This window comes from Chryseobacterium sp. R2A-55 (genome assembly GCF_021401085.1).
Classification (GTDB): domain Bacteria; phylum Bacteroidota; class Bacteroidia; order Flavobacteriales; family Weeksellaceae; genus Kaistella.
Genome location: NZ_JACBFP010000002.1, coordinates 399,756 through 419,684 on the forward strand (window position 1 = coordinate 399,756; position 19,929 = coordinate 419,684).

At 39.5% G+C, this 19,929-nt stretch carries 18 protein-coding genes; 7 read left to right on the plus strand and 11 right to left on the minus strand.

The features are described from left to right. The first annotated feature begins 69 nt into the window (after nucleotides 1-69). From mfd to pth, 3 genes are all read left to right on the plus strand, one after another. A complete protein-coding gene (mfd, locus tag L0951_RS04695; protein WP_234109855.1) occupies nucleotides 70-3,423 on the plus strand; it encodes a transcription-repair coupling factor in 3,354 nt (1,117 codons plus the stop codon). Nucleotides 3,424-3,582: 159 nt separating this feature from the next. After that, the gene (locus L0951_RS04700) at nucleotides 3,583-4,428 is read left to right on the plus strand and encodes a hypothetical protein (protein ID WP_234109856.1); all 846 of its coding nucleotides are present in this window, start codon (nucleotides 3,583-3,585) and stop codon (nucleotides 4,426-4,428) included. Nucleotides 4,429-4,437: 9 nt separating this feature from the next. Beyond that, nucleotides 4,438-5,001, plus strand: coding sequence for an aminoacyl-tRNA hydrolase (gene pth / locus L0951_RS04705; protein WP_234109857.1), 564 nt, complete (start codon nucleotides 4,438-4,440; stop codon nucleotides 4,999-5,001). A gap of 88 nt (nucleotides 5,002-5,089) precedes the next feature. Here the strand turns inward: pth and L0951_RS04710 are convergent, their stop codons facing one another. From L0951_RS04710 to L0951_RS04740, 7 genes are all read right to left on the minus strand, one after another. Then, nucleotides 5,090-5,770 (minus strand): carbonic anhydrase, encoded by a 681-nt coding sequence (locus L0951_RS04710; RefSeq protein WP_234109859.1) that lies wholly within the window; start codon nucleotides 5,768-5,770, stop codon nucleotides 5,090-5,092. Nucleotides 5,771-5,799: 29 nt separating this feature from the next. Beyond that, entirely contained in the window at nucleotides 5,800-6,354 is a 555-nt protein-coding gene (locus L0951_RS04715; RefSeq protein ID WP_234109861.1) for a serine acetyltransferase, read from the minus strand. A 97-nt stretch (nucleotides 6,355-6,451) separates the two neighbouring features. Continuing rightward, nucleotides 6,452-7,624, minus strand: coding sequence for a glycosyltransferase (locus L0951_RS04720; RefSeq protein WP_234109863.1), 1,173 nt, complete (start codon nucleotides 7,622-7,624; stop codon nucleotides 6,452-6,454). 12 nt (nucleotides 7,625-7,636) lie between these two features. Next, nucleotides 7,637-8,203 carry an acyltransferase gene (locus L0951_RS04725; RefSeq protein WP_234109865.1) on the minus strand — a complete coding sequence of 189 codons (567 nt, stop codon included), beginning with the start codon at nucleotides 8,201-8,203 and terminating at the stop codon, nucleotides 7,637-7,639. 10 nt (nucleotides 8,204-8,213) lie between these two features. After that, nucleotides 8,214-9,470, minus strand: coding sequence for a glycosyltransferase (locus L0951_RS04730; RefSeq protein ID WP_234109866.1), 1,257 nt, complete (start codon nucleotides 9,468-9,470; stop codon nucleotides 8,214-8,216). Then, complete coding sequence (locus tag L0951_RS04735) at nucleotides 9,434-10,504, minus strand: acyltransferase family protein (protein WP_234109868.1); 1,071 nt, start codon at nucleotides 10,502-10,504, stop codon at nucleotides 9,434-9,436. The genes L0951_RS04730 and L0951_RS04735 overlap by 37 nt, the downstream gene beginning before the upstream one ends. Before the next feature lie 3 nt (nucleotides 10,505-10,507). Further along, nucleotides 10,508-11,344, minus strand: coding sequence for a glycosyltransferase family 2 protein (locus tag L0951_RS04740; protein ID WP_234109870.1), 837 nt, complete (start codon nucleotides 11,342-11,344; stop codon nucleotides 10,508-10,510). Nucleotides 11,345-11,511: 167 nt separating this feature from the next. Between L0951_RS04740 and L0951_RS04745 the strand changes: the two genes are divergently transcribed. From L0951_RS04745 to L0951_RS04760, 4 genes are all read left to right on the plus strand, one after another. Further along, nucleotides 11,512-12,330, plus strand: a complete 819-nt coding sequence (locus L0951_RS04745; protein WP_234109872.1) for a carbohydrate deacetylase — start codon at nucleotides 11,512-11,514, stop codon at nucleotides 12,328-12,330. A 98-nt stretch (nucleotides 12,331-12,428) separates the two neighbouring features. After that, nucleotides 12,429-13,160, plus strand: coding sequence for a class I SAM-dependent methyltransferase (locus L0951_RS04750; protein ID WP_234109874.1), 732 nt, complete (start codon nucleotides 12,429-12,431; stop codon nucleotides 13,158-13,160). Nucleotides 13,161-13,164: 4 nt separating this feature from the next. Further along, entirely contained in the window at nucleotides 13,165-14,121 is a 957-nt protein-coding gene (locus L0951_RS04755; protein ID WP_234109876.1) for a glycosyltransferase family 2 protein, read from the plus strand. Continuing rightward, a complete protein-coding gene (locus tag L0951_RS04760) occupies nucleotides 14,111-15,430 on the plus strand; it encodes a DUF6056 family protein (RefSeq protein ID WP_234109878.1) in 1,320 nt (439 codons plus the stop codon). The genes L0951_RS04755 and L0951_RS04760 overlap by 11 nt, the downstream gene beginning before the upstream one ends. Nucleotides 15,431-15,436: 6 nt before the next feature. Here the strand turns inward: L0951_RS04760 and L0951_RS04765 are convergent, their stop codons facing one another. From L0951_RS04765 to asnB, 4 genes are read right to left on the minus strand one after another with little or no spacing between them, the layout of a single operon-like run. Beyond that, nucleotides 15,437-16,147: a class I SAM-dependent methyltransferase gene (locus L0951_RS04765; protein WP_234109880.1), complete on the minus strand. Its 711-nt coding sequence runs from the start codon at nucleotides 16,145-16,147 to the stop codon at nucleotides 15,437-15,439. Then, a complete protein-coding gene (locus tag L0951_RS04770; RefSeq protein WP_234109882.1) occupies nucleotides 16,144-17,088 on the minus strand; it encodes a glycosyltransferase family 2 protein in 945 nt (314 codons plus the stop codon). The genes L0951_RS04765 and L0951_RS04770 overlap by 4 nt, the downstream gene beginning before the upstream one ends. A gap of 46 nt (nucleotides 17,089-17,134) precedes the next feature. Then, entirely contained in the window at nucleotides 17,135-18,112 is a 978-nt protein-coding gene (locus L0951_RS04775) for a glycosyltransferase (RefSeq protein WP_234109883.1), read from the minus strand. After that, on the minus strand, nucleotides 18,079-19,878 hold the full coding sequence (gene asnB / locus L0951_RS04780) for an asparagine synthase (glutamine-hydrolyzing) (RefSeq protein WP_234109885.1): 1,800 nt from the start codon (nucleotides 19,876-19,878) through the stop codon (nucleotides 18,079-18,081). The genes L0951_RS04775 and asnB overlap by 34 nt, the downstream gene beginning before the upstream one ends. Between the last annotated feature and the right edge of the window lie 51 nt (nucleotides 19,879-19,929).

The following is a 19,929-nucleotide window of genomic DNA, read 5'->3' on the forward strand; positions in this document are numbered from 1 at the left end:
TCGGAGAAGTCCCGAAATCGCGTTTGTCGTTTTGGATTGATCGCGACATTCAATAAACACTTTTTAGTAATGGGTTTAAAAAAAATTAATGAAACCTTTCTTCCGAATCTCCTGCAAAATGAATTCGGGAAGGAAATTTTTAATCAAATCGAGCAACACAAACACCTTTCTATAAAAGGATTTGCGGGTTCTTTTCCCTCGGTTTTCGCAGCGGAATTATTTTTAGTTCAAAAGAAGTCGGTTCTCTTTCTGACGGATGACCAAGAAGATGCGCTCTATATTTCTGCCGAAATGGAAGATTTGCTCGGAAAAGAAAACGTGCTGTATTTTCCACCGACGCATCTGGATCCCTATCAATTGGAAAAAACACAGAATGCGAATTTGGTTTTGAGAACGGAAGTTTTGAACAACATCCACCACAACAAAAAACCGCAAATCATGGTGGCACCGTTTTCTTCTCTGGCGGAAAAAGTGATGAAAAAAGAAGACTTCAATCAAATTTCCCACACGATAAAAGTCGGTGATTCCCTGGATTTCGATTTTACCGAAGAATTGCTGAACCACTTTAATTTTCAGTTGACCGATTTCGTTTCTGAACCCGGCGAATTTTCGGTGAGGGGCGGAATTGTGGACGTTTTTTCTTACTCCAGTGAAGAGCCATTCAGAATTACATTTTTCGGAAATGAGGTAGAAAGCATCAAAACGTTCGATATTGAAACCCAACTTTCAAAGGATAAAGTAAGGGAATTTCAATTGGTTTCCAATATGAATTTTTCAGTGACAGGAACCAAGGTTTCACTGTTGGAAATGGCTCCCAAAAACCTGATGATTATTACCAAAAATGCAGAATTGGGTTTTTCCAAGATCAAGGATTTCTATGAAAAAGCGGGAGAAAGATTTTCTTCATTAAGTGCAGTGATCAAGCATCAAAAACCTGCTGAACTCTTCGTTTCAGAAGAAGATCTTAGAAAGGACATCAAAAAATTCCACTGGCTGGATTTTTCGTCAACGCTGCAGTCTTCCGGATTTGCGACAGTCCAACTCAATCAGACTTCGCAGCCTGCTTTTAATAAGAATTTCCAACTCTTGATTGAAGATTTGGAAGAGAAGCAAAATGATGGTTTTGACACCTGGATTTCATGTTCCACCGAAAAACAAAAGGAGCGGCTCGAAGCAATTTTCCAGGATTTGGAAAAAAATATTCCCTTTAAATCCTTTAAATCTGAGTTGCATTCCGGATTCGTGGATTTGGACCATAAAATCTCAGTGTACACTGATCACCAGATTTTTGATCGATATCAAAGGTTTAAGGCAAAAAATGCATTCGCGAAATCAGAACAACTGACCCTGAAGGATTTGATGCAGATGAAGGTAGGCGATTATATTACCCATATCGACCACGGAATCGGGAAATTCATGGGGTTGGTGAAAGTGAATAATAACGGAAAAGTGCAGGAATGTTTCAAACTGGTTTACAAAAACAATGATTTGCTCTATGTATCCATTCATTCTTTGCACAAAATCTCGAAATACAATGGTCCAGACGGAAGAGAAATCGTGCTCTCGAAACTCGGATCGCCTGCCTGGAAATCTTTGAAACAAAAAACCAAAGCGAAAGTCAAACAGATCGCTTTCGACCTCATAAGACTTTACGCCAAGCGGAAAACCGCAAAGGGGTTTGCTTTCGCCCCCGATTCTTATCTGCAAAATGAACTGGAGGCCAGTTTTATTTACGAAGATACTCCGGATCAGGAAAAAGCTACTTTCGATGTGAAAAAAGACATGGAAAACGACACCGTGATGGACCGTTTGATCTGTGGCGATGTAGGTTTCGGGAAAACTGAGGTGGCAATCCGTGCAGCGTTCAAAGCGGCAACGGACGGAAAACAAGTGGCGGTTTTGGTTCCCACCACGATTCTGGCTTTTCAGCATTACCGAAGCTTTAAGGAAAGACTGAAAGACTTTCCGGTGGAAATCTCATACATGAACCGTTTCCGCACTGCGAAACAAAAATCCGAGACTTTGGAAGGCCTGAAGAACGGAAAAATCGACATCGTGATCGGCACGCATCAGTTGGTCGGAAGTTCAGTGAAATTTAAGGATTTGGGTCTTTTAATCATCGATGAAGAGCACAAATTTGGTGTTTCGGTAAAAGACAAACTGAAAACCTTAAAAAGCAATATTGACACATTGACTTTGACCGCGACTCCGATTCCGCGGACGCTGCAATTCTCTCTGATGGCGGCAAGGGATTTGTCGGTGATAAAAACGCCACCCCCAAATCGGCAACCGGTGGAAACCCAGATTATTGGGTTTAGTGAGGAGATTTTACGCGATGCGGTTTCCTATGAAATTCAAAGAGACGGACAGGTTTACTTTATTAACAACCGAATTGAAAACCTGAAAGATATTGCGGGACTGATTCAGCGTCTCGTTCCGGATGCCCGTGTGATCACCGGTCACGGACAAATGGAAGGAAAACAGTTGGAGCAGAATGTTTTGGATTTTATGGAAGGGAAATATGATGTTTTGGTTTCCACGACCATCGTGGAAAGTGGGGTGGATGTTCCCAATGCCAACACAATTTTTATCAACGATGCGCAGAAATTCGGAATGGCGGATTTGCACCAAATGCGGGGAAGAGTTGGTCGCAGCAACCGCAAAGCGTTCTGTTATCTGATCACGCCACCATTTGATATGATGACTTCAGATGCGAGAAAAAGGCTGGAAGCAATCGAGCAGTTTTCTGATTTGGGAAGCGGTTTCCAGATTGCGATGAAGGATCTGGAAATCCGTGGCGCTGGAGATTTGCTCGGCGGTGAGCAAAGCGGTTTTATCAACGAAATGGGTTTCGATACGTATCAGAAAATTATGCAGGAAGCGCTGGATGAACTTCAGAATGATGAAGAGTTTGACCATCTTTTTGAAAATGAGGAGGAAAGGAAGAAGTTATTCAAGTCCACGAAGGAAGTCAATATCGATACCGATTTGGAATTGATGTTGCCGGATTCTTATGTTTCAAGTATTGAGGAAAGACTTTCACTTTACCAAAAACTGGCGGAAATCCAAAATAAGCAAGAACTTCAAAAATTTGAAAGTGAATTGGTTGACCGTTTCGGAATCTTGCCAAAAGAAGCCAAAAATCTTTTAAAATCTGTAGAACTAAAATGGATCGCCGCAGAAATCGGTTTTGAGAAAATCGTGGTGAAGAACGGGATTTTCCTCGGCTATTTCCCATCGAATCCGCAGGATAAATTTTACCAGAGCGATAAATTCCGGCATATTATTTCGTATTTATCAATGAATCCGAAAGAAGCAACCTTAAAGGAGAAACATTCAGCAGAAGGAAATCAGTTGATGATGCGAAAAGAGAATGTGCAGAATGTGGATGAAGTGACCGGAGTTTTGGAAAGGATTTTATGATTTGAGAAAAGCCATATTTTACAAAAACAATCGGTAGGTTACCGGCAGATAAGTTGCCGGTTGCGAGGTTAACTTGCTTGAAAAATTTTACCAAAAGTAATTTTCCAACCAAAATTCCGTTCAAAAAAAAACATTACATTTGCGCAAGATACTTTAGAAATGAAAAAGTTACTCTATTTTTTTACGTTTGCATTCAGTTTATTAATCGTTTTTTCCTGTGAACCGGCAAGAGATCAAAACGGTGATCTGCTTTTCGGTGTTGATGGAGCCGGTGGAACTGGAGGCGGTGGAACACCACCTTCCGGAAGGTTGCTGACAAAAATGGAATCCCATGCGATTGATCTGGAAACGGGTGAAATGTCTGACGAAACATTGACTTTCCAGTACGAAGGAACAAAGCTTGTTTCCACAACTGATCAGGATGGCAATGTGACGTTGATTACCTATAATTCAAATAATAGGATTTCTAAATTAACCAGTGCGGGTCAAACAGCTACTTTGGAATACAGCGGATCCAATGTTTCTAAGTTGACCAGCGATATCACCGGATTGCTTAAAACCACTTCTACTTTTACCTACTCCGGAAGCAAACTCACCAAAGTGGCAACAATCCATGAATTCACTTTTCCTATTCCGATGAAAAGCTATATTGAGGGGAATTACACCTATTCGGGCTCTAATATTGTGAAAACAATTATCAAGACCGGAATCTATAATTTTGATGGACAACTTGAAATGAGTCCGGATGACCAAGTGTACGACATAAGTTTTGATGACAAAAAATCGCCGTATAAGCTGCTTCCTTCGGAATATCTTTCCTATATGTTTGGAATGGGACCACACGGAGCATTTTTGCAATCAGCAAACAACCATTTGCAGCTGAAGATTTCGGCGACCGGTACGCCGGCAGAAACCACCAACTACACTCATATTTATGATAGCGAGGGATATCCTATGAAGACTACATCTTCTGCGGACGAGTATATCATTTATACCTACAAATAATTCCATGAAATGAAATACCTCATCGTAGGTCTTGGCAATAAAGGCGAAGAATATACTGAAACCCGGCACAATGTCGGGTTTAAAGTTGCTGAAAAAATCGCTGCGGAAATGGATGCACCCTTCAAATCTGCGAATTTCGGTTTGATGGCGGAAGGTAAATACAAAGGCAGAAAAGTATTTGTCTTAAAACCAGATACCTACATGAACCTTTCCGGCAATGCAGTGAGATTCTGGATGCAGAAAGAGCATATTCCCTTGGAAAACCTGCTCATTATCACGGATGATTTGGCGCTTCCCTTCGGAACATTACGAATGAGAGGAAAAGGTTCAGATGCCGGTCACAATGGTCTGAAAAGCATCAACGAACAGCTTCAAACCCAAAACTATGCAAGGATCCGTTTCGGGATTTCTGCGGATTTCTCCGAAGGTCAACAGGTGGATTATGTCCTCGGAAAATGGAATGAGGAGGAGCTGAAAACTTTGCAAGAAAGGATCGGTCTTTTTGCGAAAGCCTCTCTGTCATTTGTTTTCGCGGGAATTCAAAATACGATGTCTGCATTTAACGGAAAATGATTAAAATACGATTCTCAGGACGAAAGAGAAGAATCACAAATTCTATCTGTCAATATGCAGTATTGGAAATCCGAAAATCTAGACCATCTTAGTCAAAATTTTTATTATTTTTCTTGCTCATCAGCCATTCTGTATTGGTGAGGTCATACACTTTTTGAATGTCTTTGAGGATTTCTTCAAAATCGATATCCAGGTCGATGATTTTTCCCGTCTTCATATCGAAAACCCATCCGTGAACAATCGGAAAATGATTGGCAATATACTGTTCCTGCACACATGCCATTTTGATCACGTTGATGCAGTTTTCTTCCACATTTAATTCTACCAGTCTGTCGTAGCGTGCATGTTCATCTTCAATTGCATCAAGTTCTTTTTGGTGAAGTCGGTAAACGTCGCGGATGGTCCGTAACCAAGGATTCAGCAATCCCAAATCTTGTGGAGTCATCGCGGCTTTCACGCCACCGCAACCATAATGTCCGCAAACGATAATGTGTTTCACTTTCAAATGTTCCACCGCATATTGGATCACCGCTGTGGAGCTCATGTCAAGCGTGTTCACCACATTGGAGATATTTCTGTGAACGAATAATTCTCCCGGGGTCAATCCCATTAATTCTTCTGCAGAAACACGGCTGTCTGAGCAACCGATATACAGGTACTGTGGATTTTGACCTGCTGCGAGTGTGTCAAAATATTGGGGATCCAGTTCCAATTTTTTCTGGATCCATTTTTCGTTGTTTTCGAAGATTTTTTGGTAAGACTGTTTCATTTTTAGACTGAATTGATTTTAGATTTTAATCACGGTATTCTATTGTTAATATAACTTTCGGTTGCATTTTTACTTTCGGTGATTTGCCCGGGATTACCGATGACTACAGAATTAGAAGGAACATCAAAGTTGACATAGGAATTCGGGCCGATCAACACATTGTCGCCGATTTTTATACGGCCAACGATTACTGCGTTGGGTCCAATCCAAACTTCATTTCCGATTTCGGGAACTCCCTCATTTTTTCCCCGGTTTGCCTGTGCGATGGTGACACCTTGCGCAATATTGCAGTTTTTGCCGATTTTCGCTTTTGGATTGATCACCACCGTTCCCCAATGTCCCAGGTAAAAACCTTCCCCGATTTTTGTTTCAGGATAAATCTGGAAACCGTATTTAATTTGATGATGTCTCAAAATCAAACGCCACCAAATTCCCCAAAATGATTTTTTCGGAAATTGCTGGGTTTTCCTTAAAAGATAGACGAAATGCAGATTCGGATTGATGCATTTTGCCCAAATCTCTAAAGTGGAGAGCCATTTCCCGCTTTCCCGATAGAAATCTTTTTGGATGGTTGTTTTAGACATTGGAACAAAGATAATTTTTATCTCACAATTTTCACAGAATTGAACAGATTTTCTCCTATCCATCAAGTAAAGAATGAAATTTCTTTACCCATTAAGGTTAAAGTTCATCGATGATTTTCATTATGGAGCTCACGGAATTTTCCAGATTAAAAGGCATCTCATAATTTCTCAGTTCCCGTTGATAGGGCTCAAAACTTCCAGGATCGGTTAATGCTTTTTTAATTCCTTCATAGATTCCTTCTTCGGAATTTTCAACGATTAAACCCAGTTTTCCGTCGAGCAACATTTCCCGTACTCCCGAAACGTCTGTGGCGATGATGTTCTTTTTTAATGTTATTGCTTCGAAAAGTACTGTTGGAAAACCCTCATATCTTGAACTCAAGATAAAGAAATCTGCTTCTTTAACATGAGGATATGGATTATTGGTAAACCCAATCATTTCTGCAGTTTCATCCACTCCCAGATTTTTTTTCAGCTTTTTTATTTTTTCAAAATCGTAGCCGTCTCCCACTATTTTCACATGATGCCTAAATCCTTCATTGAGCAATTTTTTGTGAACATGGAGCAATCTGTCAAAACCTTTCTGAGGAAAAACAGTTCCCACACCCACAAAGGTTGGAATCGGTTTTTCCAGGTTGGAAAAGGTTTTTAAGATCCCTTCCGGAGATTTTGGGGCATCTGACTTCAAGTGAATTTCCTTCGTATCCAAAGGATTGTAGATCCTCACAATTCTGTTTCGTTCCTCTTCATTTTTGGCCAAATTCTGAAAATCATGCTGAATCTGTTCAGAGATGACCATGATTTTATCAAACCCAAAAAATATTCGGATTTCATGATCATTTTGGAAATGGGTCTTTCTCAAATCATTGTGAATCCAGACGATTTTTTTGGATGAGGGTAATGGCGAATTCAAAATTTCGTCCCGAAATCCGTGAATTGCCGCAAATTCGATATCGTATTTTTTCCCCTTTAAGATGGTGGAGTACAGGATTTTCGGAAAAGTTTTCAATAGCTTTTGATATAGAACCCGAAATGCCTTTCGTGGAATATCCTGAATTCGGTTGGTGGTAATCATTTCGCCTTTGTTGAGGTACAAAATATTGACCCATTTGGGAATTTCCGCCAAATATTTCCCGGAATAAAGGTTTAAAAGTAAATCGATTTCGTATTGATTTTCGGGCAGGTTTTTCAGAAAAGTCGTCAACACTTTTTCTGCGCCACCATGACGCAGAGAGCCGATTCTGATGAGGATTTTCTTTTTGGATTCCACGAAAACAAGCTATTATTTGATCGGTTTGTAGGTGTGAGGAAGATTTTTCCGGATGTAATCTTCGAGTTTTTTACGGGTGGGTTCTAATTCTCTTGGATACATTACGTTGTTTTTCAATGCTTTATCGCCATATTCTTCAATGGAGCAAATGAACTTGGCGGGAACTCCCGCAAAAACGGAATTGGAGGGCATTGATGAACTTAATACGGAACCTGCTCCTAAAATACAGTTGTCGCCCATTTCAATTCCCGGAAGAATCGTGCAGTTATTTCCTATGAAGCAGTTTTTCCCGATTTTAATCCGTCCGAAATTGCGCGCATCGCTGTATTTTTCCATGGACCGAATGACATACATGGCTCCATCATGATTAATGAAAGTGCAGTTTGCGGTGATTTTGGTGCGGTCGCCAATTTCTATGAGGAAGGGTTCAGAGCCAAATTTCGGGGCTTCCACGAAAATAACGTCTTTTCCCACCTTTAAGCCTCTTGCTTTGCAGATTTCAATGTAGGCTTTTCCAACCAAACTTTCACAAAATGTATTGATCTTTAAAATAATTCTGTAGAAAAAGTGCATGATCATTAGGGAAAAATTAGATTTTAGACTGAACTAAGTTAAAGAATATTTTTTCGATTTCCTCAAAAATCTTTTTATTATCAAACTGTTTTTCAATCCCCACCAAATTTTCCCTGATTTCCGAAACCAATTTTCCGTTGGTTAAAAATTCCTTCATGGCGCTGTACATTTCATCAGTTTCATATGGGATGAGGTAGCCGGTTTTTCGATGTGCAATCAGCGTTTCCACATCGCCCACTTTTGTCGCAATAATCGGTTTCTGCAAAATCAAAGCTTCTGCAATAACTAATGGCCACGCTTCACTTTCAGACGGCATGATGAAGAAATCCGAGTTTTTCAAATACGGATACGGATTCATTTTATTTCCTGCAAAGACGAAGGTTTTTTCCACACCCAACTTTTTCCGCTGTTCCAAAAGATTCGGCAATTCCTCGCCATCACCAATGATCAGGACGGAATGTGCAAATCCATCCTGCAATAATTTGGCGTGAGCTGCCATTAATTTGTGGTATCCTTTTCTGCTGTGGAGGCGACCAATGGAAATAAACTGCGGAATTTTGCTTTCACTTTTGGCCTCCGAAAAATTTTCGGCATGGACTTCTGCAAGTTCCGGTTTTATGCTGCTTCGTTTTTTCATCTCCCCACTTCCCTCTAACTGAGCTTTTCTTTTAATTTCCTCAATGGGAACGGCGTTAATAATCACGCTTTCTTTCGGGTAATCCAAATTCGGATAATGTTCGTGCATTAAATCCTTGATTCTTTTTGAACAGTAAACCATATAATCAAATTGCGGGAAATGCTCCAGAATTTTTGGAACCAGTGGCTGCAATTTTGGCAGGTGGATTTCGGAGTGAAACCAGCCGACTTTTTTCGAGTTTTTGTTGGTAGAATTCAATACCGCCTCGAAATCATTATAAGTCATCCCAATTTCAATGTCGAAGTTTTCCTTCAAAATTTGTTGGTCGATGATTTTGGGGTTTTCCCGGAATTTGTTGAGTTTTCTTTTCCTTAAAAAAAGTTGAAGTTTTCGGATCAAGAAATTCTTTGAGAAATCTTCTTTTCCCTCTGCTAAAAATACTTTCCGCACCTGATCCGGAATTTCATCCCGAAGTTCTCCTTGGTTCAGATTGAGCAAAACCGTGATCTGGAACTTCTCTTTGTTGAGATGATTCAGCAAACTGAGCATCACTTTTTCCACGCCGCCCATTTCCATGGACCGGTGACGAAAGAGCAGTTTTATTTTTTGGTCGGTATGTACTTTCTCCTTATCCATTGATTTGCGGGTTCTTCCAGGTATTTAAACATCAGGATCGAAATAATGTTCAAGATAATAAAAATTGCCAAAACATTAGGGAAAACATATTCGTAAATAAAAATCGAGATAAATCCTTTGTGAATGAGATAGAAGATGTAGGAACTTTTGCCGAGTAAGACCATGAAGTCGGTTGACAGGAATTTACTTATGAAAGTTTCTTCATGCAAAAGACCCCAAAAAAGTGGCAGAATTCCAAGACCCGCCAATAAAATGGTTTGTGACGCCCGAATAAAATCTGGACTGCTGTACCCAAACGGATTTAGAAACAGATACAAAACGATTGAAAAAATCCCGAAATAGGTGAAGAATCCCTGGCTTCGAAGATGGTTTTTTTTACCGGTGAAAACCAAGGCAAGAAACATTCCCGCGAAAAACTCGAAAATATAGTAGGAAAAGTTCTTTTGCATAAATCCCCAAGTATTTTCCGGAACTGCAGTGATTTTTCTGAGAAAGATTCCGAAGACAAAAATGAAGACCGGAATTACAATCAGCCAGAATTTGTGCTTTTTGATAAACAGAAAATAAAGGGGTGCGGTGAAATAAAACATTTCTTCCAGGGTTAAAGTCCATCCCTGCGAGATACCGGCAGAGAAAAAATATTTGGCAAAAACCGCCTTTGTCATAGTGAAACTGAGGATCGCTTCTATGGTTTTTTCATGGTTCCAATATTGATTCCTGATGATGAAATCTGCAAAAACGCCCAAGGTGATTAAAAAATACATGGGATATATCCTGGAAAACCGATTGATAAAATAGTTCCTGATTTCTCCCAGATTCATCTGCTTCTGGCCGAAATACCGGTAAGTAATCAAGAAGCCACTCAAAACAAAAAACATATCGACACCGATGTGAAATTCCTGCACAAACTTCTTGATGAAATCTGGAAAAATCGGATTGTTAAAAGGAAAGAAATGCAGCACAAATATCATCCAAGCGGCAATTGCACGAAAACCAGTAAGCGCCGGAAAGAATTTTTTAGTGCTTTGTGACATGGGTTAGAAAAAGTTTTGGAAAAATACGATGAGTTTTTTTTTGATTCGGTATGGAATGGAATTCTGGTAATGCAGGAGTTCGAAAATTTCCTCGGAATTCCTGTAATTCTGGGGAGTTTTTCTGCCATGAATGACTTTTAGGTTTCTTCTTTTCATTGCTTTGAAAATTACTTCGCCCCAAAATTCGCGGGATTTCTGCTTGTTGTCGTTTTGTGAAATTCCCCCCGCATGAAAACGGTACAGATAATTGGCATCGTCAATGAATCTTACTTTTCCCCGCTCGTATAACTTGAGATAAAGATCCTGATCTTCCGAAATCTTCAGATTGGGATCTATTTTTTCGGTTTCGAAATAAGTTTTCCGGCGGAAACAGACGAAATGATTGATGACGATCGGGCAATTAAAAAAGTAGCGATTGCCGTTTGGAATCTGATTTGCCGATTTATTCTCAGCAAGCGGCTGCAAATTTTCGTCACATTTGATCAATCTGGAATAGGTTAAAACCACATCTTTTTCTTTCTCGAAAATGGCTGTCGCTTTTTTTATGGCCGTTGGAAGTATTGCGTCATCGGGGTCCACGAAACCACAAATTTCGCCTTGTGCAAGTTCAATCAGCTTTCCTTTGGTAAATCCGACTCCTTCGTTTTTTTCGTTTTGGTAAAATCGAAAGCGTGCGTCATCCTTAAAGATATTCTTCATGACCTCCACCGAATTGTCCGTGGAGCAGTCGTCTAGAATGACTGCTTCCCAATTTGGATAGTCTTGTGAAAGCAGACTTTGGTAGCATTCCTGAAAATACTTTCCATTATTGTAATTGGCGATAAGGATGGAGAATTTCATTTAAACTTAATCTCAAAATTAAAATCACAGATGCTGCAATCACAGTTAAATGGCTATTTGAAATGTAATAGCTCACAAATATAGCTGCTTTTTTAAAAACAGTCTGAAAATTAGTAATTTTGAACACCGTAAAAACAGTCACTAATTTTCTCAATTTCCGAAAAAAGATGAAAAAAATAATCATTAATGCAGATGACCTTGGGTTTTCGGTGGGAGTCAATCAGGCGATTTTAAAAGCAAATACAGAAGGTTACCTTACTCACGCGAGTTTGATGGCCAATACGGAATATTTTCAGGATGCCATTCAATTAATCCCGAAATTCAAGAATCTCAGGATTGGAGTTCATGTCACTTTAACTTGTGGAAAAGCTTTATATGACAAAAATGTCTTGGCAAAAAATGGCAAACTTGACTGGACTTTTGCGAAGCTTCTTTTTTTGAGGAAAACGTCAAAGGTGCTGGAATCTTTAGAAAATGAGATTGAAAACCAGATTTTAAAAATTAAGGAAAATGGAATCGAAATCTCCCATATTGACGGCCATGAACATGTTCACATTATTCCTTCCATCAACAAAATCGTGCGGAGACTCGCCAAAAAGCATCAAATTCCAAGAATCAGGGAAATCAATGAAAATTTTTTTGAAAGTCTGAAGTTTAATGGTTCCACCACTAATTTAGCGAACATCATTAAACTGATACTTCTGAAAACACTTTCACTTTTTAATAAAGGTGAAAAAAAGATCGGTTTTTATTGCATGATGAATACCTGTGATGTCCGTTCAAAAAATTTGTTCAGATTCTTAAGGGAAAGCAAAAGTTACGAGACGGTAGAAATCATGCTGCATCCGGGTATCAACAGTTTGGACAGCGAGGAATATCTGAGGAATTTGGATTCCCGGTTCGTATCTTTTTTCAAAGACGATTCGCGAAGGACAGAGTTCGAACTTTGCTTTGAAAAAGAATTTGAGGCATTTGTAAGGATTTGATAAACAATTCACAACAATCGAAAGATTTTCTTTATTTTTGTTCAAAGCAAAACACAGTGAATGAAATTCTACGCATTTCAAAAACCTTTTTTGGTTATTTGAAAAGACCCGACCTTTACCCTGAACTGGGAAGAAAAATCATCAAAAATATCTTCAGCAGGAATGCCGCATTCCAAGGAAAAGAAAAAACTTTAATGTGGGCATCGGCGCGTGCGATTTCACCAGAGGAAGCGATCAGGAGTCTCTTTGGTTTTGAAATGAAACCGTTTTCTGCACTTTTTCCGGAAGAATTAAAAGCTGCCCAGCAAAAGGAAAAATCCTGCCCCGTAAAAATGGGTGGAGCGGCAGCATTGGAATTAATTTTTTCGGCATGTGAATATACCAACGCGAAAAATGTCGTGGAAACAGGGGTTGCTTATGGTTGGTCCTCATTTGCGGCTTTGCTTTCATTGGCTCCCAGAAACGGAATGCTTTACAGTTCAGATATGCCTTATTTGGGTCAAAATGGTGACCAATATGTAGGTTGTGTAGTTCCGGAAAAATTGAAATCCAATTGGAAACTTTTTCGACACGCAGATAAAGAATCCTTACCTAAAATCTTCGGTGAAGCTCAGGAATTTGATGTGGTTCACTATGATTCCGACAAAGCCTATGAAGGAATGAGTTGGGCGTATGCACAGCTTTATCCGAGACTGAGAAAGGGCGGCGTTTTTATCAGTGATGATATCAATGATAATTCTGCGTTTCAGGACTTCTGCGAAAAGAATGATATTGAACCTACCGTGGTGGATTTCGAAGGAAAATTTGTGGGGATTTTTTTTAAACACTAATGATATGAAAAAAGTTTTTATCATTATTTCCGCCTACAATGAGCAGGAAAACATTCTGTCTTTGATTGATGCGCTGAAGAAAAATCTCGATGGAAAGGAGTTCCTCTATGAAATGGTTTTCGTGAATGACGGTTCCGATGATTTGACTTTGCAGGTTTTATTGGAATCCCAAAAAACGATTCCCCATCTCACCATTGTCAATCAATCTAAGAATTTCGGCCATGAAATCGCAATGACCGCAGGTTTGAATTATGTTGCCGATGAAATCAAAAATAAATCTGATGAATTTGCGGTCGTTTTTATGGATGCCGATTTGCAACATCCGCCGGAACTGGTTTCCCAGATGATCACTCTTTGGCAGAGCGGCCGAAAACTGGTGCTCACGAAAAGAACAAACAACCACGGCAAAGGCTGGAGATACAAAATACTGGGAAATTTATACTACTGGATTTTGAACTCGTTTTCTGATCTGCAAATTCCCCGGAATATGCCCGATTTCAGGTTACTCGATAAAAAATACGTTTTGTGGATCAACAGATTGAATGAAACCGACAGAATGTTTCGCGGAATGCTCTCTTTAGTGGGTATGCAAGATGCACATATCATTGAGTTTGCCGCGCCCAGGAGAAACGCCGGAAGCACCAAATACAATTTTCTGAAATTGTATAAGTTGGCCATAGACAGTGTGATACAGTTTTCGGTGAAACCTTTGCGTATTGCATTTGGTGTAGGTGTTTTGGGATGTTTATTTTCGTTCGGCGTACTGTTCTATTCGATCTACCGGAGTTATTGGTATGGCGAAGACAAAACCGGATTTTTGACTCTGCTTTCCATCACCACCTTTTTCAGTTCCATTACGATTATTTTTCTGGGTGTGATTGGTGAATATATTGGTAGAATACATATTGAGGTGAAGAATCGTCCACTTTATTATAACGAAATCATCAAAAATGAAGATTAGTATTTTTGATGCTTTTACCTTGGGCATTGTATTCTGCAGTGTTCTTTTCTGCGGTTTTTTTTACCCCGTTCTCCGCGACCAATTCTATTATTTGGCAGGTTACACCAATCCTTTTGTGGAATATTACCATTCCTATTGGCAGACTAATCCCAGAATTGGACAGTTTTTTTCAAACCTGGTCGGACGTAGCAGGTACTTGCAGCCTATTTTTTCGGTCCTGCTGTTTGCATCGTTTTTTGGGTTGATCTATTTGGTGGTTTTCCGAAGAAATTTTGAATTTCAGAAAATACCGGTCAAAAAATTTTTGTTCCTTATTGCGGGATTTGTTTTACTGATCAACTATTTCGGGGAAATGTTTTTCTACATTCCCTATAGTGGAAATTACACTTTTACCCACATTTTTTCGTTTGGTTATCTTTTTTTGATCATTGACGAATTTGTTTACAAAAAAGCATGGTTAGATGAAATGATGGTGCAAAAGTGGTTGCTGATCCTGATTGGTATTTTTACCGGACTTGGAAATGAACACACGGTTCCTGCAGTAATAGGGATGTATCTGTTTTTTTCTGTGGTGAAATATTTAAAGTGGAGAAAATTGCCCAATAAAAATTTATTCATTTTATCGGCTGCAGTGATTTTTGGTTATCTGCTGTTATTTTTTGCACCTGCCAATGCAGTAAGATTTCAAGCAGCTGGAGAAGAACCTTACCATTTTGATTTTGCCCGATATTTTGAAAATTGGAACATGATTTTCAAAATAGATTACTACTATAATTTTGGATTGGCTTCGCTATTGGTTTTGATGCCTTTTTTAGTATATTTTTTTAGAAATAAATTGGTGCAAAAGGAACTCTATAGGATGATTTGGTTTTCCATTGCGGGAATATTGAGTTTGATCATTGCTGCCTATTCGCCATTTTTCGGAACCCGGGTTCTTTTTTTCAGTAATATCTGTTTAATTGTATCCGTTTTTATCTTTTTTTCGCAAAATGTCGTCTTTTTCAAAACCGGAATTTTTCAGATTATGGTGAATGTTTTCTTGCTGATTTTCTTTGTTTTTGCGGCTGTAATTTCTATTCATGCGCATAAAAATTTTGAACGGGTTACTTCAGAGATTGAGACGCAAAGGAAAAAGTCGCCCGATGTGGTTCTGGACTCCGGATTCAATTATCGGTTCTCAAAATATCTTGATAGAAAAGTATTATTGGAGACCGGAGAAGATTATATTGACCGTGATCCCACGAAAGATACTTCGGTGGAAAAGAATCTGAAAAACTATTATCGGCTGAAAACGATCTCCATCAAATAGGATTCACTATTGTTCCCGATTGGAGAGTACTGCAGTGAACCTCGTTTTTGGAATGGTAAGATTTAGAAACTCCCATTTTAGATTGTTTTTGACCGCATAATTTTCAAAAAAACTTTTGTCGAGCTGAAGCAGTGGAGCTTTATTTCTCCAAAAATACTCCGAAAAGAAAGTCTTCGTCATGAAAATCAGGTAATCCTTCAAGAATCCATTTTTTAAGGATTCCCAAAACACATGCACGGTCTCTCTCAGGATGCTGCTTTTCTTCGGAATCACATCGCCAAATACCACATGAACTTTTGGGGAATCGAAAATATGATCCAAAAATTGCGTGACCGTTTCTTCATCAGGAAAATATTGCAACACACTCAAACAAACGATTCTGGTAATTTGATGGTCGCGAATCAATGATGTGGTTTTTAAAAAATCAAAAGGATCCTGAATGTGAAAAAACGCAAAGTTGGGATGATTCCTAAATTTATTGCCGCAAAATTCAATGTATTTGCCAGAAATATCTGCCCCGAAAAATGAATTGGAAAAATGGGTGCAATTTTGCAGGAAAAAGCCCGGTCCACAACCGTAATCTAACAAGACCTCTTTTGAGGAAATTGGGAATTTTTTGAAATATTGTATGGTGAAATATTTGGTGGTATTTGCCATAATGGTATCAAAACCAACTTGGTTCCGGTTCCAAAACTCAATCCAGTTATTCCTACTCATCTCTGGAATAGGGTTTTTCTGAAGTTAATATTATACAAACCGCTTCGAATACTCTTAAAATCCAAAACCAAATACTTCAAAATCATCTTCCATTTTTTAAAGAAAGGCGAGTTGGCGATTTCAAAACTGCGCTGAATTCTGGTGATTTGAAGCAATTCTGCTTTGGGCATTTCCGGTTCTTTTTCTGCCCAGTTTTTAAGGTGGTTCCACAACAGGACTCTGGAATGTGCTGCTTTCACTTTCCCTGAATCTACTTTCGAAATTCTGTTGTTTTCGTGCACGCCGCGAACGGCGACCGGCTGATCCAAAATGCCGGGATAGAGTTTGGTGTAAAAAGCCAATCTCATTAAAAAATCCGTATCCTGATGAAGTTTTAAATCTTTTTTCATCCACGCATCCAGTTGATCTAAAGCTGATTTTCGGATGGTTAAAGCATTAATGCTGAATAATCCAAAACTTCCTCTCATGCCGATTAAACCGGGAAAAACATCTTCCGGAGGATGCGGCTCATAAACGGTTGCGAGTTTTTCCCCGTAAATGGAATAAAACTGTTCCCTTGCCTTTTCTGACCAGTAATGAACCCCGATGGCGCCATAAACCCCATCTATATCAGGATTTTTAAACAATTCCTTTTCCGCGTCAAAACGGTTGGGAAGGTAAAAGTCATCTGCGTCCAAAAAAGCGATGAAATCTCCGGTGGCATTTGTCATTCCGACATTCCGACTTTCGCCGGCTCCGTGATTTCCCTTGTCGGGGTGTTGAAAAAGCTTCACGCGTTCAAATCGCTCAGCCAATTTTTCACACACTTCCAATGCGTTGTCCGGAGATTGGTCTTCTACCAGAATCACTTCCGAAACCTCATCAAATTGCAGTGCGGATTCCACTGCATTGGTGATGTACTTTTCGGCATTGTAAACGGGAATGATGACGGAGATTTGCATGAAAGGTGTAGTGGAATATTTATTGAGAGATGGAGTTTTTCAGAGGTTATTTCCAGAATTGGAAACGATATTTTGTTTTTAGGATTTTAGGATTTTGGATGATTGCTGAAATAATTGCCGGAATTTTCGGCAGTCCTTTTTTCAAAGATAGTTCAAATGATTTTCTCTTTAGGGAAATATGTTCAAGATATTCCTTCCTGATTTCCTTGCCTTGTGACCATTTGCAAACCGAATTCCACAGCAGTGACTGCCGCTGATTATATACTTCAGAATACAGTTTGATTTTCGTAATTCGATTATCATCATGAACCCTGCGAATGGCTACCGGTTCCGAAATATTGCCCGATTTCAGAAGACAGTGATAGGAGAGCTTAATGATGAAGTCAGAATCCTGATGAACACGGAGGTTTTCATTAAATTTCAAATGGTTTTTTCTGATGCTTTTGGTTCTGACAGTCAAACCGTTCAAATGAAAAAAAGTTCCGAAATCATTGTTGAGTCCCAACAGACCATAAAAAACATCTTTTCCTTCTGCCGGTTTTTTCACCGTGGTCAGTTCGGTATTTTTGAATTTTGCCTGAAACTCGGCTTTTCCTTTTTCAGTGAGAAATACGGTTCCGACGGCATTAAAAACGCCTTCGATTGTGGGGTCCTTAAAGATTTCCCGGTCAGTCTGAAAACGGTTCGGAAGATAGTGATCATCTGCATCCAGGAATGCGATGAACTCCTGTGTTGCGTTCTGCATTCCGAGATTTCTCGTTGCGCCGGCTCCGTGATTTCCTTGGTCCGGATGCCGGAAAAGTTTAATTTTTGGAAATTCATTCTGCAAAGTTTTACACAATGCTAAAGAATGATCGGTAGAAGCGTCTTCAATCAACAGAATTTCTTTCACTTCTTCCAGATTCACGGCAGATTCTACTGCTTTCTTTAAAAAAGCGGAAGCGTTGTAAACCGGAATGATTACGGAAATGTTCAAGGTGGAATTCGGGTTTAGGAGTTTGGTGGCTGATTGTTTTCTGCCCAAATCGCCAGTTGGAGCAGATTCCAATGCTGTTTTCCTTTGTTCAGAAACTTTTGCGCCGCCTCAAAATTAATCAATTCAAAAATTGCTGAAGTCTTGTTTTTCAATAAATCATCCGACAGATCCATCAATCCTTTTTCTGCAAACCAATTTTCAACGGAAGATCCAAATCCCTGTTTGTGACGGTTTCTTATGGTTTCTGTCCAGTAATTCCCCATCGCTTCACGCAGGATCATCTTATCCTTTTCGGCATCGAGTTTGAGGTTTTCCGGAAGCTGGATGCAGAATTCTGCGAAATCCTGGTCTAAGAAAGGCGTTCTTACTTCCAACGAATTGGCCATTGCCATCCGGTCAGATTTCACCAGCATATTTCCGGGAACGTATTTCTCCAGATCAGTCCGCATGATGTCGTTCAAGGAATCCGGATTTGCCTTAAAACTATAGCTTTGATGGTATTTTAAGTTGATTCCCAGTTCGGAAATTTGGCTCGGGTTAAAAAAAATCCGCACGCTGTTTTGATGGTAGTCTAAAATATTTTTGTGGGCAATATTTTCTTTAGTCAGAAAAGAGGTTTCACGAAATTTCCCAAACTGCTTCAGTCCGAATTTCACCAAAGGATGATGATAACTGAAATGCTTTCTTAAAAGGTTTTCTATGCGGTAGAAACTGTATCCGCCAAAAAGTTCGTCGCCCGCATCGCCTGCCAAAACCACTTTCAGGTGTCTTGAAGCTGCTTCGCAGATTTTGAACTGAGGAATAAAGCTCATGTCTGCAAACGGTTCATCAAAATAGGGAGCAATTTTAAGCAAATCCATCGCGATATTTCCTCGGTTTTCCTGGATTTCAAAGTGATTGGTTTGGTATTTCCGGGCAATTTCTTCTGCAAATTCCAGTTCGCTGTGTTCACCGGAATACCCGAAACTGATGGTGGTTTGTTTATTCTTAAATTCATTCACCATCGCTACAATGGTGGAGGAATCCAAACCGCCGCTTAAAAAACTGCCCACTTCCACATCCGCTATTATTTGCTTCTGGATGGCTTTTTTCAGCAGCGCCGTAAATTCTTCTTTCGCTTCTGAAAGAGAAATGTTCAAGTCATTTTTTGGGATTTCATAATATCTTTCGGTCGAAATTTTTCCATTAGAATATACTAGAAAATGAGCAGGAGGAAGCGTGAAAATGTTGGAATAAATGCTTTGAAAAGCACTCACATAACCATATTGCAGAAAGTGATAAAGCGCTTCGTGATTGATTTTCGGTTCTACCAAACCGGATGCTAAAATTCCTTTGATTTCTGAGGCGAATATAAATTCCCCGTTTCTTCCGGTTGCATAATACAATGGTTTTTCGCCAAACCGGTCTCTTGCACAAAAAAGTTCCTGTTTTTCATCATCCCAAATGGCGAAGGCAAACATTCCCGGAAGTTCGTGCAGCAATTTCTTGCCAGATTTTTGATGCATCGCCAGAATCACTTCGGTATCCGAGCTTCCGCGATAGTGATAATCGCCGTATTTTTTCTTTAAATCCTGATAACCATAGATTTCGCCGTTCAGAACGATACATGCTTTTTTAGTTTGCGAAAACATGGGCTGTTTACCGGTTTCCGACAAATCGATAATTGAAAGTCTCCGATGACCGAGTGCCGCATTTTCAAAAAATTCATGGTGCCCGGAATCCGGACCGCGGTGAATCATTGCGTTGGTCATTTTCTGGATTTGTTCAGAATATTTTTTAGCGTTGGGTGATATAATTCCTGCGATTCCGCACATGGTTTAATTATTTGTAATGTTGGGATTACTGTAATGCAAAATACGTTTTAA

Coding starts and splice junctions, on each gene's coding strand:
- mfd (WP_234109855.1), top strand. CDS start 70: ATGGGTTTAAAAAAAATTAATGAAACCTTTCTTCCGAATCTCCTGCAA.
- L0951_RS04700 (WP_234109856.1), top strand. CDS start 3,583: ATGAAAAAGTTACTCTATTTTTTTACGTTTGCATTCAGTTTATTAATC.
- pth (WP_234109857.1), top strand. CDS start 4,438: ATGAAATACCTCATCGTAGGTCTTGGCAATAAAGGCGAAGAATATACT.
- L0951_RS04710 (WP_234109859.1), bottom strand. CDS start 5,770: ATGAAACAGTCTTACCAAAAAATCTTCGAAAACAACGAAAAATGGATC.
- L0951_RS04715 (WP_234109861.1), bottom strand. CDS start 6,354: ATGTCTAAAACAACCATCCAAAAAGATTTCTATCGGGAAAGCGGGAAA.
- L0951_RS04725 (WP_234109865.1), bottom strand. CDS start 8,203: ATGATCATGCACTTTTTCTACAGAATTATTTTAAAGATCAATACATTT.
- L0951_RS04730 (WP_234109866.1), bottom strand. CDS start 9,470: ATGGATAAGGAGAAAGTACATACCGACCAAAAAATAAAACTGCTCTTT.
- L0951_RS04735 (WP_234109868.1), bottom strand. CDS start 10,504: ATGTCACAAAGCACTAAAAAATTCTTTCCGGCGCTTACTGGTTTTCGT.
- L0951_RS04740 (WP_234109870.1), bottom strand. CDS start 11,344: ATGAAATTCTCCATCCTTATCGCCAATTACAATAATGGAAAGTATTTT.
- L0951_RS04745 (WP_234109872.1), top strand. CDS start 11,512: ATGAAAAAAATAATCATTAATGCAGATGACCTTGGGTTTTCGGTGGGA.
- L0951_RS04755 (WP_234109876.1), top strand. CDS start 13,165: ATGAAAAAAGTTTTTATCATTATTTCCGCCTACAATGAGCAGGAAAAC.
- L0951_RS04760 (WP_234109878.1), top strand. CDS start 14,111: ATGAAGATTAGTATTTTTGATGCTTTTACCTTGGGCATTGTATTCTGC.
- L0951_RS04765 (WP_234109880.1), bottom strand. CDS start 16,147: ATGAGTAGGAATAACTGGATTGAGTTTTGGAACCGGAACCAAGTTGGT.
- L0951_RS04770 (WP_234109882.1), bottom strand. CDS start 17,088: ATGCAAATCTCCGTCATCATTCCCGTTTACAATGCCGAAAAGTACATC.
- asnB (WP_234109885.1), bottom strand. CDS start 19,878: ATGTGCGGAATCGCAGGAATTATATCACCCAACGCTAAAAAATATTCT.